General features: G+C 65.1%; 16 protein-coding genes. 6 read left to right on the top strand and 10 right to left on the bottom strand.

Features of this window, described 5'->3' with window-relative positions; all coding sequences use genetic code 11:
* The first annotated feature begins 242 nt into the window (after positions 1-242).
* Positions 243-722 carry a GNAT family N-acetyltransferase gene (locus MA07_RS27985; protein WP_152568934.1) on the top strand — a complete coding sequence of 160 codons (480 nt, stop codon included), beginning with the start codon at positions 243-245 and terminating at the stop codon, positions 720-722.
* On the opposite strand, the gene MA07_RS19310 is transcribed toward MA07_RS27985, so the two are convergent.
* From MA07_RS19310 to MA07_RS19285, 6 genes are all read right to left on the bottom strand, one after another.
* Positions 692-1,315, bottom strand: coding sequence for a nucleotidyltransferase family protein (locus MA07_RS19310; protein WP_081929049.1), 624 nt, complete (start codon positions 1,313-1,315; stop codon positions 692-694). The two genes, MA07_RS27985 and MA07_RS19310, sit on opposite strands and share 31 nt — an antisense overlap.
* A 21-nt stretch (positions 1,316-1,336) precedes the next feature.
* Entirely contained in the window at positions 1,337-2,155 is an 819-nt protein-coding gene (locus MA07_RS19305; protein WP_244445298.1) for a tetratricopeptide repeat protein, read from the bottom strand.
* Positions 2,156-2,424: 269 nt separating this feature from the next.
* Complete coding sequence (gene rpsU, locus MA07_RS19300) at positions 2,425-2,658, bottom strand: 30S ribosomal protein S21 (RefSeq protein WP_036355008.1); 234 nt, start codon at positions 2,656-2,658, stop codon at positions 2,425-2,427.
* 169 nt (positions 2,659-2,827) lie between these two features.
* Positions 2,828-3,925, bottom strand: a complete 1,098-nt coding sequence (locus tag MA07_RS19295; RefSeq protein ID WP_036355006.1) for a 5-(carboxyamino)imidazole ribonucleotide synthase — start codon at positions 3,923-3,925, stop codon at positions 2,828-2,830.
* Positions 3,915-4,406, bottom strand: a complete 492-nt coding sequence (gene purE / locus MA07_RS19290) for a 5-(carboxyamino)imidazole ribonucleotide mutase (protein WP_036355004.1) — start codon at positions 4,404-4,406, stop codon at positions 3,915-3,917. The genes MA07_RS19295 and purE overlap by 11 nt, the downstream gene beginning before the upstream one ends.
* Before the next feature lie 95 nt (positions 4,407-4,501).
* Positions 4,502-4,702, bottom strand: coding sequence for a DUF465 domain-containing protein (locus MA07_RS19285; protein ID WP_036355000.1), 201 nt, complete (start codon positions 4,700-4,702; stop codon positions 4,502-4,504).
* A gap of 189 nt (positions 4,703-4,891) precedes the next feature.
* Here MA07_RS19285 and MA07_RS19280 point away from each other — a divergent pair, with 189 nt between their 5' ends.
* Complete coding sequence (locus tag MA07_RS19280) at positions 4,892-5,074, top strand: DUF465 domain-containing protein (RefSeq protein WP_036354997.1); 183 nt, start codon at positions 4,892-4,894, stop codon at positions 5,072-5,074.
* A gap of 76 nt (positions 5,075-5,150) precedes the next feature.
* Here MA07_RS19280 and MA07_RS19275 read toward each other — a convergent pair whose 3' ends face one another.
* Positions 5,151-5,909, bottom strand: a complete 759-nt coding sequence (locus tag MA07_RS19275) for a sulfite exporter TauE/SafE family protein (protein WP_036354993.1) — start codon at positions 5,907-5,909, stop codon at positions 5,151-5,153.
* 113 nt (positions 5,910-6,022) lie between these two features.
* Between MA07_RS19275 and MA07_RS19270 the strand changes: the two genes are divergently transcribed.
* Positions 6,023-7,936 carry a propionyl-CoA synthetase gene (locus MA07_RS19270; protein WP_036354990.1) on the top strand — a complete coding sequence of 638 codons (1,914 nt, stop codon included), beginning with the start codon at positions 6,023-6,025 and terminating at the stop codon, positions 7,934-7,936.
* A 282-nt stretch (positions 7,937-8,218) separates the two neighbouring features.
* Here MA07_RS19270 and MA07_RS19265 read toward each other — a convergent pair whose 3' ends face one another.
* Positions 8,219-8,938, bottom strand: a complete 720-nt coding sequence (locus tag MA07_RS19265) for a cell cycle transcriptional regulator TrcR (protein ID WP_036354988.1) — start codon at positions 8,936-8,938, stop codon at positions 8,219-8,221.
* Between the two features lie 213 nt (positions 8,939-9,151).
* The gene (locus MA07_RS19260) at positions 9,152-10,150 is read right to left on the bottom strand and encodes an NAD(P)H-quinone oxidoreductase (RefSeq protein ID WP_036354985.1); all 999 of its coding nucleotides are present in this window, start codon (positions 10,148-10,150) and stop codon (positions 9,152-9,154) included.
* Positions 10,151-10,250: 100 nt separating this feature from the next.
* Between MA07_RS19260 and MA07_RS19255 the strand changes: the two genes are divergently transcribed.
* Together MA07_RS19255 and MA07_RS19250 are read left to right on the top strand one after the other, a co-directional pair.
* Positions 10,251-10,457 (top strand): DUF1192 domain-containing protein, encoded by a 207-nt coding sequence (locus MA07_RS19255; RefSeq protein WP_036354983.1) that lies wholly within the window; start codon positions 10,251-10,253, stop codon positions 10,455-10,457.
* Between the two features lie 350 nt (positions 10,458-10,807).
* Complete coding sequence (locus MA07_RS19250; protein ID WP_036354980.1) at positions 10,808-11,338, top strand: DUF1465 family protein; 531 nt, start codon at positions 10,808-10,810, stop codon at positions 11,336-11,338.
* 73 nt (positions 11,339-11,411) lie between these two features.
* Here the strand turns inward: MA07_RS19250 and rpmE are convergent, their stop codons facing one another.
* Positions 11,412-11,651, bottom strand: a complete 240-nt coding sequence (gene rpmE / locus MA07_RS19245) for a 50S ribosomal protein L31 (RefSeq protein WP_081929053.1) — start codon at positions 11,649-11,651, stop codon at positions 11,412-11,414.
* A 257-nt stretch (positions 11,652-11,908) separates the two neighbouring features.
* Between rpmE and MA07_RS19240 the strand changes: the two genes are divergently transcribed.
* Positions 11,909-13,194: ABC transporter transmembrane domain-containing protein (locus MA07_RS19240; protein WP_036354974.1), on the top strand; the 1,286-nt coding region annotated here is incomplete at its 3' end.

The raw sequence follows: 13,194 nt of genomic DNA, 5'->3' as shown, positions 1-13,194 counted from the left end.
CTCGCCACTTCCGCTGTCATTCCGGGGCCGCGCAGCGGAGCCCGGAATCCATAGCCGCTGACGATATGGGATAGGACGCAGAGGCTTCCGAAGCGCCTTACTTAAAGCTGTCGTGTTTATGGATGCCGGGCTCGGCTCATGTGAGCCGCCCCGGAATGACAGTGGTGCATGCCGGGAAGCGATGACGGAGGGCCCGAAATCTGCTTTAACGCCGTCTCTGTCGCGCTTTGCCCGGACTTCCCATGCCTTCCATCACCCTTCGCACCGCTCTTCCCGCCGACCGGGGCACCGTTGTCGAGCTGATCCACCAGCTCAATGTCTTCGAGGCCGATCTCGTCGGCGACCGTCGGCGCGATTACGCGGCTGCCGAGGAATACTACGACGAACTGATGCAGCGCCTGTCCCGCCGCAACGGCCGCATCATCCTGGCGGAGGCGGAGGGGATCGTCGTTGCCGCCATGGGCTTCTCGCTCGATCAGGACGCGGCCTACGTGATCGACGATGTGCGCAACCACGGCACGGTGACGGACCTGATCGTGCACAGCGACTGGCGCGCACGCGGCATCGGCCAGATGCTGCTGAACGAGGCCGAGCGCCTGACGAAGGAGGCCGGCCACAAGCGCCTCGTCATCGGGGCTCTCGTGGCCAACGAGCGGGCCGAGCGCACCTACCGCGCCTTCGGCTTCGAGCCCTACGTGTCGATCCTGTCGAAGGAGCTGTGAGGCGCCGGATAGGCCGTCTCCCATGACATCAGCATGATCAGCCTCGGCCAGCGGGCGGGCCAATCCTTCGCCATGACTCGTTCGCAATAGATGTCGATCTTGTGCCCGAAAACCGGCGTCGGTCGCACGATCAGGTTCATGAGGTCGTCGACACCATAGGGTGCCATAACTTTCACCTTACCCCTGACTGATCGCGCCGCGACGGCCGTTGCGGTCTCTGCCCAATGAGCTACGGCGTCGGCCGTGTCTCGGTAGGGCGCATCGCCATTGCGCAGGTGCATGCGCGCCTGGTTCTTCACGGACCAGGGAATGCCGGGCGCCAGGATGCGCAACTGGCATTCGATCTCGGCCTCCCGCTCCTTGCTCCTCTCGACAGGATCGAAGAAGAGCACATCCACATCCGAGAGCCGTGCTACGTCGATCTCTCGCCCATGCAGCATGTCCCAGACGCTGTTGCGGATGAAGCCTGCGCCGATCCAGGCATCGGGAAGCCCGAGGCTCTCCACATGCAAAAGAAGCGCATGCGAGGCTGCATGCGCTTCGAGAAGCCGTTCGATGTCGGAGATCGTCTGCAGGGGAGGGGCGGGGTTCATGCCGCCGCGCTCCGAAGCATTTTAAGAGCGGAACAGGCCGGCGACGCCGCCCTGCAGGCGGGACGAGCCCTGGCGGGCGACGGTGTTGCCGTTGTCGATGGTGAGAGCCCGGGAATAGCTCTCGAGGGCCTGGCTCTTGTCGCCCTTGCGCTCCATGGCCACCCCGCGCCACGCCCAGGAATTGGCATCCTTGGGGTCGACGTTGAGGGCTGCGTTGAAGTCCTCGATGGCCTTGTCGTACTGGTTCGTGGCCACGAAGCTCTGGCCGCGGGCGGCATAAGGCGCGCCCACGAAGGGGTTGCGGTCGATGGTGGCGTCGAAGTCGAGGATCGCCTGCTGGTGCATGCCCTGGCGCTGATAGAGCAGGCCGCGGGAATGCAGGGCCTCGGCCGATTCGGGCAGGAGGCGGGTGGCCGTGTTCAGGTCGCTGAGGGCTTCCTGGAACTGGTTCTGGGCGCGATAGAGATTGGCGCGGCCGATATAGGCCGGGCCGTAATTCGGATCGGCCTGGATCGCCCGGGTGAAGTCCGCGAGCGCCTGGTCGTTGCGGTTCGTCTGACGCAGGGCGAGCGCCCGGTTGGAATAGGCCGGCGCGTAGTTAGGGTCGAGCTGCACCGCCTTGGTGAAGTCGGCCATCGCGCTGCTGTAATTGCCCACCCGGGCGTAAGCCGCCCCGCGGGTGTTGTAGGCGCTCGGATCGTTCGGGTTGCGCTGGATCACGTCGGAGAGGGACGAGATATTGACCGTGCTCGTGCCCTGCGTGTCCTCTTCCACCACGGCGATGCGCTGGGCAGGGCCGCTGCTCGTCGTGCCGCAGGCGGACAGGCCAAGGGCAACCAGGGTCAGGCTCAGGGGGGCAAAACGGCGGATCGATGGGGCGAACACGTTCGTCTCCAGCTTCTTACTCGGTACCAGGAGGCGGCACTCTGGCGGGAAATTCTTAACAGCCGTGAAACAAGGCATCAAAAAGGCGTTTCACGGGAGAATTCGCAGCGTGGCGGAGCATTGGGTCGCAGCAAGCGGGACCCCAGACATGCAAACAGCGCCCCGCTCGCGCGTCGGGCGCTGTTTCACAACCGAAAGTCCAAGCCCCGGAGGGCCTGAAAGGCTTAGCGGGTCGTCGGGCGCGGCTTCGAAGGCAGCAGGCCTTCGCGCTGCATGCGCTTGCGGATCAGCTTGCGGGCGCGGCGAACGGCCTCAGCCTTCTCGCGGGCCTTCTTCTCAGACGGCTTCTCGTAATGGCCGCGAAGCTTCATCTCGCGGAAGATACCCTCACGCTGCATCTTCTTCTTGAGAGCGCGGAGCGCCTGATCGACGTTGTTATCCCGGACAAGAACCTGCACGCGAATTCCTCGTATTTGAACCGTTTCGATTGTGATAAAAAACAAAGGAGGCGCGTCAGGCGCACCTCTATCTGGCCGGCGTCAGTATCAGAAGAAGCCTTGCCTGTCCAGGGTTGCCTCTCAAGAAAAGCGCCGGGCCAGAGAAACAACGGCCGGGTCCGAAAAAGGTTCAGTCCCGCTCCGGAAAGACCCGCGTTACATGCCCCATCTTGCGGCCTGCCCGCGCCTCGGCCTTGCCGTAGAGGTGCAGATGCGCGCCCGGCTCGCCCAGGATCTCCTCCCAGGCATCCGCGTCGTGCCCGATCAGGTTCTTCATCTCGACCCGGCCGAGGCGGGCGGTGGCGCCGAGCGGCCAGCCGCAGACGGCCCGCACATGCTGCTCGAACTGCGACGTCACGGCGCCGCCCAGGGTCCAGTGGCCCGAGTTGTGCACCCGCGGGGCGATCTCGTTCACCACGAGGCGCTCGCCCCCACCTTCCGTGACCAGGAACATCTCCACGGCGAGCACGCCCACGTAGTCCAGGGCATCCGCGATGGAGCGGGCGATGCGGACAGCCTGTTCCTCCGTCTCCCGGGAGACCCCGGCTGGGACCCGGGTGGTGTCGAGGATGTGGTGACTGTGCTCGTTGGCGCAGAGATCGTAAGCCGCGAACGCCCCGGAGGCGGCGCGGGCGGCAACCACCGAAACTTCCCGCTCGAAAGGCACGAAGCCTTCGACGATGGAGGAGGCGCGGCCGATCTCCGCCCAAGCGGCGACGGGATCGGTCTCTGGCCGGATCATCACCTGACCCTTGCCGTCATACCCGAAGCGCCGGGTCTTGAGCACGGCGGGCCGGCCGATGCGCTCCAGGGCCTCGGCGAGCTCGGCCTCGTCCGAGAAGGTCGCGAAGGGAGCAACGTCGATGCCGAGCCCCGCGATGAAGCTCTTCTCCAGGAACCGGTCCTGCGACACGGCCAGCGCCTGGGCGTTGGGCGCGAGCAGGGTGTGGGTGCTTAAGATCGCGGCGGTCTCGCTCGGCACGTTCTCGAATTCGTACGTCACCACGTCCACGGCCTTGGCGAAGCGCACAAGGCTGGCCTCGTCCTCGTAAGCCGCGATGGTGCACTCGGCCGCCACCTCGAAGGCCGGGCTGTTGTCGTCAGGGGCATAGACATGGGTTCTGAGGCCCAGCTGGGCCGCCGCCATGGCGATCATGCGCCCGAGCTGACCGCCGCCGAGAATGCCGAGGGTGCAGCCGGGGCGGATCATGGGCAGGTCAGCTTTCATCGGAGGGGCGCTCGGCGACGCTGTCGCTCTGGCGCGTGCGCCATGCGTCGAGACGTTCGGCGAGCGAAGTATCGTGAAGGGCAAGCACGGCGGCGGCGAGGAGCGCCGCATTGACGGCTCCGGCCCGGCCAATGGCGAGCGTCCCCACGGGGATGCCGGCCGGCATCTGGACGATGGAGAGCAGGCTGTCCTGACCCGAGAGCGCCTTGGATTCCACCGGCACGCCGAAGACCGGCAGGGGGGTCATGGCGGCGGTCATGCCTGGAAGGTGCGCCGCGCCCCCGGCGCCCGCGATGATCACCTGAAAGCCGTCGGCCTTGGCGGTCTTGGCGAAGGCATAGAGCCGGTCCGGGGTGCGGTGGGCGGAGACGATGCGGGCGTCGTAAGGAATGCCCAGGGCGTCCAGGGTTTCGGCGGCATGGCGCATGGTGGCCCAGTCGGACTGGCTGCCCATGATGATGGCAATGGGGGTTCCCGCCATGGCGTGGCTCCGGCTTCAGGGCCTTCGGTATCAAGCCCGAATAGCGAAGGCTCCCCTGGCAGGCAAGGGCGATGCGGGCCTAAAGGTTAGAATTCTCAGGCGATGATGTCAGGGGTGAGCTGATCTTCCAGCCGGATGATCTGGTCCTTGAGGGAGAGCTTGCGCTTCTTCAGGCGCTGGACTTGGAGCTGGTCGCCGGCGACCATGCTCTCCAGGGCGTCGATCGCCATGTCGAGATCGCGGTGTTCCTGCTTGAGGCGGGCCAATTCCGCTTCCAGTTCAGCCAATTCGGTCATTGAAAATATCCAGAACGCCAAGCCATCTCGGATGCCGGGCCAAGAGGGGCGGAAGTATGCTCTGCGGGTCTGTGGAGGGCAAGATCATCCGAGCATCTTCTACTCTCGATTTTGCGAATTTTGCCTTCGACTCGCCACACTCGGGATGCCACACTGTTCGTGTCAGTCAACACAATAGGAGGAACTGACATGCCACTGCAGAATCACCTGTCGGAACTGGAGCGCAAGCATCGGGCTCTCGAGCGCGAGATCCAGGATACCCTCAACAGACCATCGGCAGATGATATGAGATTGGCAGAACTCAAACGAAGGAAGCTTCAGCTCAAGGACGAGATTTCACGACTGAGAAGCTCCGAATCGGCGGTGCATTAGCCGCGCATTTCCTCAATATTCCCACCCTCAGGAAGCCGTCGCTTCATTCGAAGCGGCGGCTTTTTGCTTGGTTGCTTCAGAGAAGCGCCTGGGCTCCGTCATAGACGAGCTTGGCTCCCACGAAGACCAGCAGCACATAGACAGCCGTATAGAAGAGTTGGCCGGAAACGCGCCGCACCAGCAGCACCCCGGCCCAGGTGGAGGCAATCGCCACGGGAAAGAGGGCCCCGGCGGTCGCCATGTTCTCGGCCGTGAATTGGCCCAGCGCCAGATAGGGCGGCACCTTGATCCAGTTGATCAGCGCGAACACGACTGCGCCCGTGCCGACGAAGACGTCCCGCGGGAGGCGCTGGGGCATCACGTAAATCTGGAAGGGCGGGCCGCCCGCATGGGCGATCATGCTGGTGAAGCCCGTCACCCAGCCCCAGAACATCCCGCGCGGCAGGTCGGCGGACGTCGCCTTCGGCTCCCGTCCGCCCCGCTCCAGCACCAGGCGGCGGATCGCGAAGGCGATGGAGATCAACCCGACGGCGAGCTTGATCGCCGCATCGGACACCTGGGCTGCCAGGAGGTAGCCGGTGAGAATGCCCAAGATGGCGCCTACGACCAGAATGACGACGTTGCGCCGGTCCCACGCGTAGCGGTAGGCCCAGACCGAGACCACGTCCTGCACGATCAGGATCGGCAGGGTGATGGCCGCCGCCTGAACGGGCGAGACCACCAGCGCCATGAGCGGCAGGGAGAGCATGCCGAGGCCCGAGAAGCCGCCTTTGGCCAAGCCCAGGAGCGTCACGGCTGGAATCGCCGCGGCATAGAAGAGAGGATCGGTGATCACACGGGAACTCGCCGAAAGTCGGATCGCCGAAAGTCTCCGCTGACCCCGACGCTGCTGCCTGCTACCACAGCAGCCATTCGAAGTCCCATGCCGTGAACGCAACGGGGAGCGCCATGTCATCGACCCAAAGCCGCTATCATGAGGTCTATGCCGGCTGGAAAGCCGATCCGGAAGGGTTCTGGGCGGAAGCCGCGCGGGAGATCGACTGGATCAAGCCTGCCGACAAGATCTTCGACGCCATGTTGGGCGCCTATGGCACGTGGTTCACCGGGGCGGTCTGCAACACCTGCTACAACGCCGTCGACCGGCATGCGGCAACCCGCGGGGACCAGGCGGCGATCATCTACGACAGCCCGGTCACCAACTCCAAACGCAGCATTTCCTATGCCGAGCTGCGCGACGAGGTGGCAACGCTCGCCGCCGTCCTCCAGGACATGGGTGTCCAAAAAGGTGACCGCGTCGTCATCTACATGCCCATGATCCCCGAGGCGGCCTTCGCCATGCTCGCCTGCGCCCGTATCGGCGCCATCCACTCTGTGGTGTTCGGGGGCTTTGCCGCCAAGGAACTCGCCACCCGCATCGACGATGCAAAGCCGAAGGCGATCCTCTCGGCCTCCTGCGGCATCGAGGGCGCCCGCACCATCCCCTACAAGCCGCTCCTGGACGAGGCGATCACGCTCTCCGCGTCCAAGCCCGATGCCTGTCTCGTCTACCAGCGGCCGCAATGCGAAGCGTCGCTGGTCGAGGGCCGCGATCAGGATTGGCAGAAGGCGGTCGCCAATGCCCGTCAGTCGGGCAAGCAGGCCGAGTGCGTGCCGGTGGCCTCCACCGATCCGCTCTATGTGCTCTACACCTCCGGCACCACCGGGAGACCCAAGGGCGTCGTGCGCGACAACGGCGGCCACATGGTTGCGCTGAAATGGTCCATGGAGAACTTTTTCGGCGTGAAGCCCGGCGAGGTGTTCTGGGCCGCTTCCGACGTGGGCTGGGTGGTCGGCCATTCCTACATCGTCTACGGCCCGCTGCTGCACGGCTGCACGGCCATTCTCTACGAGGGCAAGCCCGTGGGCACGCCCGATGCGGGCGCCTATTGGCGGGTGATTGCCGACCATGGGGTCGTGACCCTGTTCACGGCGCCGACCGCCTTCCGGGCGATCAAGAAGGAGGATCCCGGGGCGGAGCTCCTGAAGGCATACGATCTCTCGGCCTTCCGCGCCCTGTTCCTCGCCGGCGAGCGGGCGGATCCCGACACGGTGAAATGGGCGGAGGACATCCTGCAGGTTCCGGTCATCGACCATTGGTGGCAGACGGAGACAGGCTGGCCGGTGGTGGGCAATCCGCTCGGCCTCGGCGCGCTCCCGGTCAAGCACGGCTCCCCCACGGTGCCGTTGCCCGGCTACACGGTGCAGGTGCTGGACGAAGGCGGCAAGCAGGTCGCCCCCAGCACCATGGGGGCCATCGTCATCAAGCTGCCGCTCCCGCCCGGGGCGCTGCCGACGCTCTGGCAGGCGGAGGAGAGGTTCAGGGATGCCTATCTCTCCGTCTATCCCGGCTACTACAACACCTCGGATGCGGGCTACATCGACGAGGACGGCTATGTCTGGGTCATGGGCCGTACGGACGACATCATCAACGTGGCGGGCCATCGTCTATCGACGGGCGGCATGGAGGAGGTCCTGGCCTCCCATCCGGCGGTTGCCGAGTGCGCGGTCATCGGCGTGAAGGATGCCCTCAAGGGCGAGGTGCCCTGCGGCTTCGTGGTGCTGAAATCCGGCGTCCAGAAGACGCCGGAGGAGATCGAGAAGGATCTCATCGGCCTCGTGCGCGAGAAGATCGGGCCTGTTGCGGCCTTTAAGCTCGCCATCACCGTACCGCGCCTGCCCAAGACCCGCTCGGGCAAGATCCTGCGCGGCACCATGAAGAAGATCGCCGACGGCGATCCCTGGACCACGCCCGCCACCATCGACGATCCGATCATTCTCGAGGAGATCGGGGACGTGCTCAAGGCGAGGGGGCTGGCGGGCTGACGTTTCCAGCGTCATCCCGGACGCCGCGGGCGATCCGGGATCGGGTGCAGGATAGAGCGCTTTTCCCTCCCCCTTGTGGAGAGGGGCAGGGTGGGGGTGCTGGCGCCAGACCTGCGTAGGCTATCGCTCACACCCTCACCTCTAACTCCTCCCCACAAGGGGGATGAGGGTTCCCGCGCCACACTCGTTCAACGATCCCGGATCTTCGCTGCGCTCCGTCCGGGATGACCGTATGGCAGAAACAAAAAAGGCCCGGATCGCTCCGGGCCTTTTGCGTGAAACTTATTCCTCGTCTTCGTCGTCGCGCTTGAGCGTCTTGAGCTTGGCGAAGACGGAGTTGACGTCGATGTGTTCTTCCTGAACCGGCTTCGGGCGGCTCATGTCGGCGAAGGGGTCGGCGGGCCGCTCGGGGGCCGTGGAGACTTCCGCCGGCATCAGGGTGCCGCCATGGTCCTGGGATTCCACCTGCGGACGGTCCTTGGCAGCGCGCTGCACCTCGAAATCGAGGTCGATCTGCGAGCACAGGCCCAGGGTCACCGGGTCCATGGGGGTGAGGCTCGCTGAGTTCCAGTGGGTGCGCTCGCGAACCTGCTGGATCGTGGTCTTGGTGGTGCCCACCAGCCGCATGATCTGCGCGTCCTTGAGCTCCGGATGGTTGCGCACCAGCCAGAGGATCGCGTTCGGGCGGTCGTGGCGGCGCGACACGGGGGTGTAGCGCGGGCCCTTCTTGATCTTCTTCTGCTCGGGCAGCTTCACGCGCGACTCGGCCAGGCGCAGGCGATGGGTCGGGCTCTCTTGCGCCTTCTCGATCTCTTCGCGGGTCAGCTGGCCCATGGAGATGGGGTCGGCACCCTTGATGCCCGCGGCCACCTCGCCGTCGGCAATGCCCTTCACCTCGAGCGGGTGGAGCTTGCAGAAGTCGGCGATCTGATCGAACGACAGCGATGTATTCTCGACGAGCCAAACGGCCGTCGCCTTCGGCATCAGCGGTCCCTGGGACATGTAAGCGAACCTCCTTCAGGCCGGGCGCCGGACATTTCGGCGCCGCACGGCAAAACTCTCTTGCGCTCCGAACCGGTGCGGACCGGAGCATCTCGTCTCACGCTGTGAGGGAAACGGGGTGATTATAGGGATCGTGCCGCGATGTTGCAAACTTTTGAGCATCGGACCCGCAATTTGATTTCAGATTTTCCGGTCCAATGCTCCGCCCTGACGCTAGAGGGTCAGCACGATCTTCCCGATATGCTCGCCCCCGTCCATCCGGGCATGGGCCTTGGCCACATCCTCGAAGGCAAAGGTCGAATCCATCACCGGCCGGCAGCGTCCTTCCGCGAGCAGTGGCCAGACCTTGTCCTCGAGCGCGCGGGCGATGACCGCCTTTTCCGCCGGCGAGCGGGGCCTTAGGGTCGAACCCGTGTGGGTGAGCCGCTTGACCATGAGGCGGCGGAAATCGACCTCGACCTTGGGGCTTTGCAGAAACGCGATCTGCACGATCCGCCCGTCCTGGGCGGCCGCGTCGTAGTTGCGGGGAATGTAGTCGCCGCCCACCATGTCGAGGATCAGGTCCGCACCCCGGCCGCCGGTGGCCTCCTTGGTGGCCGCCACGAAGTCCTGGCTCCGGTAATTGACCGCCACGTCGGCGCCGAGCCGCAGGCAGGCGTCGCATTTGTCCTGGGTTCCGGCCGTGGCGATGACCGTGGCGCCGTAGGCCTTGGCGAGCTGGATTGCCGTGGTGCCGATGCCGGAGGTGCCGCCGTGGACCAGGAAGGTCTCGCCGGCCTGGAGGCGTCCCCGGTCGAACACGTTGGTCCAGACGGTGAAATAGGTTTCCGGAATTGCCCCCGCTTCCTCGTAGGACAGGCCAGGAGGAACCGGCAGGGCGTTGCTCTCGTGAACGACGGCATATTCCGCATAGCCCCCGCCCGGCACCAGGGCCATGACGGGCTCGCCAACGGAGAAACGCCCTGCGCTGGGACCTGCGGCCACCACCTCGCCGGCGATCTCGAGCCCGAGGATATCCGGTGCTCCGGGCGGCGGCGGATAGCCGCCCTGGCGCTGGATCACGTCGGGGCGGTTCACCCCCGCGACCTTCACACGCACCAGGATTTCGCCGTCTCCGGGCCCGGGAACAGGGCGCTGCACGACCTTGAGGACCTCGGGTCCGCCGCTTCCTTCCGCAACGACGGCGCGCATCATGTCCGGACTCTGCCCCATTTTTCCCTCCTTTGGCCAACACTCTCCCGGGATATAGGCTCTGTTGGCAAGGAAAGCATGCCGAACTAACCTGACGACCAACCTTGAAGAGGAGAATGCCATGGCCCTCGATCCCTTCGCCGATGAACCGCGGCGTATCGTCAGCGGACACGAAATCGGCCAGGACCTGTCGATGCTCTCCGTCGATGAGCTCGATGAGCGGCTCGACATGCTTGAGCGGGAGATCGCCCGTCTCAAGGAGGCGAAGGCCAAGAAGGAAAGCTCCCTGGCGGCTGCAAGCGCCTTCTTCAAGCTCGGCCAGGCCTGAGGGCGTTTAACCGCGCATTAACCATTTTCAAGCATGAATAAGGCATCCAGGTCTCTCCCTGGATGTCGAGTGGCTCAGAGGCCCACTCTGTTTGACGCTTCCCTGTTAGACTTCAAGAGCCGCCATGAGCGGCTCAATTTTTGTGAGCATCGGACCCGAAAGTGGATTTGCACCTTTGGGACCCATCCGATGCATCTTTGACGCGAAAAACCGGAACCACTTTTTCGCACGATGCGCCTACTTAACCTTAAGAAGAGGTTACCGAGGCAAGTCTCACCGGACCGTCCTATAATCCTCTCATGAGTTGCAGCCCTTCGCCCCGGCGGAGGACAGGTCTTTGGGAGAGACGCGTGAACGAGCCCGACGTGATCCAGCTTGGTGTCGATCCTGTCCAGTTCGGGCAGAGCTTCGTGGGATCGGATGCCTTCAGGGCCCTCTTCCAGGAGGGCATGGAGCTGATCGAGGAGACGGCCGCGTATCTGGACGGTCCGGGGCGGGAGGAGTCCCGCCACCTGGAGCGCCAGACGAGCCTCGTCTATGCCAGCGAAAGCATGCGGCTCACCACCCGCCTGATGCAGATCGCCTCGTGGCTCCTGCTGCAGCGGGCCGTCGCCGAAGGGGAGATCTCTCCCGATCAGGCCCAGAACGAGAAGAACAGGGTCCGGTTGAACTCGTCGGACACCAAAACGAGCATCGAGGATTACGAGGCGCTTCCGGAGCGCCTGCGGGACCTCATGGGCCTCGCGACCCGCCTCCACGCCCGGATCCTCCATCTGGAGCGGCTGATGTCCGAGGCCGGACCCGCCCCCCGCCAGGCGCCGCCCAATCCGATTGCGGCACAGCTTGGCATGCTGCAGAAAGCATTCGGGCCGACAGAGTAGGACGCAACGAAAAAGCCCCGCTCGAGCGGGGCTTTTTGCATTCCGGGTGAAATGATCGGCGCGAGTTGCCCGATTACTTCTTGGTGCCGAGGCTCAGGCCGCCGAAGCGCGAGTTGAAGCGCGACACGCGACCGCCGCGGTCGAGCAGCTGCTGCGAACCGCCGGTCCAGGCCGGATGGGTGCTCGGGTCGATGTCGAGGTTGAGGGTGTCGCCCTCTTTGCCGTAGGTCGAGCGGGTCTGATACTCGGTGCCGTTGGTCATGACCACCTTGATGAAGTGGTAATCGGGATGTTCGGTTGCTTTGCGCGCCATTGCCATAGTCCTTCTCGCGGCCAGCCAAGTCTGGTCAGCCCGCAATGTGAGATCGAGCCTGAATTGATGAATGCGCGCCTATACCTCACTTAGGTGGTTGAAACAAGCCGGGGCAAAGGTGCTAAACCGTCCCAGAGCACTTTTCGGCGAGGTGAGCCCGGTTCGCTGTCGAAAATTGAGACAGCTCAAGAGAAAAGGTCTGATTCCATGCCAATGGAAGCAGCTCCGATCCGTGATTTTCGTCAACGAAGGCTGACATGGCCGATTTGCCCTCTGACCAAGACCGCTCCAAGGCCGCGCTCAGCGCTCTGAAACCGCTCATTCCCTACGGCCTCGCCTACAAGGGCAGGATCGCCGCGGCGCTGGCGGCTCTCGCCCTGGCTTCTGCCGCCACCCTGGTGGTCCCCATCGCCGTGCGCCGGGTGATCGATTTCGGCTTCTCGGACCAGGGCCGCGACTACATCAATGCCTATTTCGTCCTCCTGATCGGCGTGGTCGGCGTGCTCGCCCTGGCGAGCGCGCTTCGCTATTATTGCGTCATCACGCTGGGCGAGCGGGTGGTGGCGGACCTTCGCTCCGCCGTGTTCCGGCACCTGACCTCCCTCGATCCGGCTTTCTTCGACCAGACCAAGAGCGGCGAGATCGTCTCGCGGCTCACCGCCGACACCACCCAGGTCAAGGCGGCCTTCGGGGTCAGCATCTCGATCGCGCTGCGCAACCTGTTCCTGTTCCTGGGCGCGACGGTGCTCATGATCATCACGAGCCCGAAGCTCTCGGCTCTCGTGCTGCTCGCCATTCCGGTCATCGTCCTGCCCCTCGTATTCTCGGGCCGCGCCGTGCGGCGGCGGTCGCGGGCGGCGCAGGATCGCCTGGCCGACGCTTCGGCCTATGCGGCCGAGGCCATCGGGGCCGTGCGCACCATGCAGGCCTTCGGCATGGAACGCGCCACCGCGGCCCGCTTCGCCGCCGCCGCCGAGGAGGCGTTCGGCGCGGCCCGGCTCTCCACCACCATGCGGGCGTTCCTCACGGGCGCCGGCCTCTTCCTGGTCTCGGCCAGCGTCGTGGCCGTGCTCTGGTACGGCGCGCAGGACGTGCTGGCCGGCACAATGACCGGCGGTCGGCTGTCGCAGTTCGTCCTCTACGCGGTCTTCGCCGCAAGCTCCCTCGGCCAGCTCTCGGAGGTCTATGGCGAACTCGCCCAGGCGGCCGGCGCGGCGGAGCGCTTGGGCGAGATCCTCGCCGCCAAGCCCGCCATCGAGGCGCCGCGCAACCCGAAGCCCCTGCCGAACCCGCCGCTCGGCACGGTGGCGTTCAAGGATGTGCATTTCGCCTATCCGACCCGCTCCGAGCAGCGGGCTCTGCATGGCCTGAGCCTCACCGTGAGCTCCGGCGAAAGGGTTGCCATCGTCGGGCCCTCTGGAGCCGGCAAGAGCACGATCCTGCAGCTGCTCCTGCGCTTCTACGATCCGCAAGGCGGCACGATCTGGGTCGACGGAGTTCCCGTCACCGAGGCCGATCCCTTCAGCTTGCGCGCCCGCATGGC

It is taken from the genome of Microvirga sp. BSC39 (genome assembly GCF_000739015.1).
GTDB lineage: Bacteria > Pseudomonadota > Alphaproteobacteria > Rhizobiales > Beijerinckiaceae > Microvirga.
This window is presented reverse-complemented; position numbering and strand designations above follow the sequence as displayed.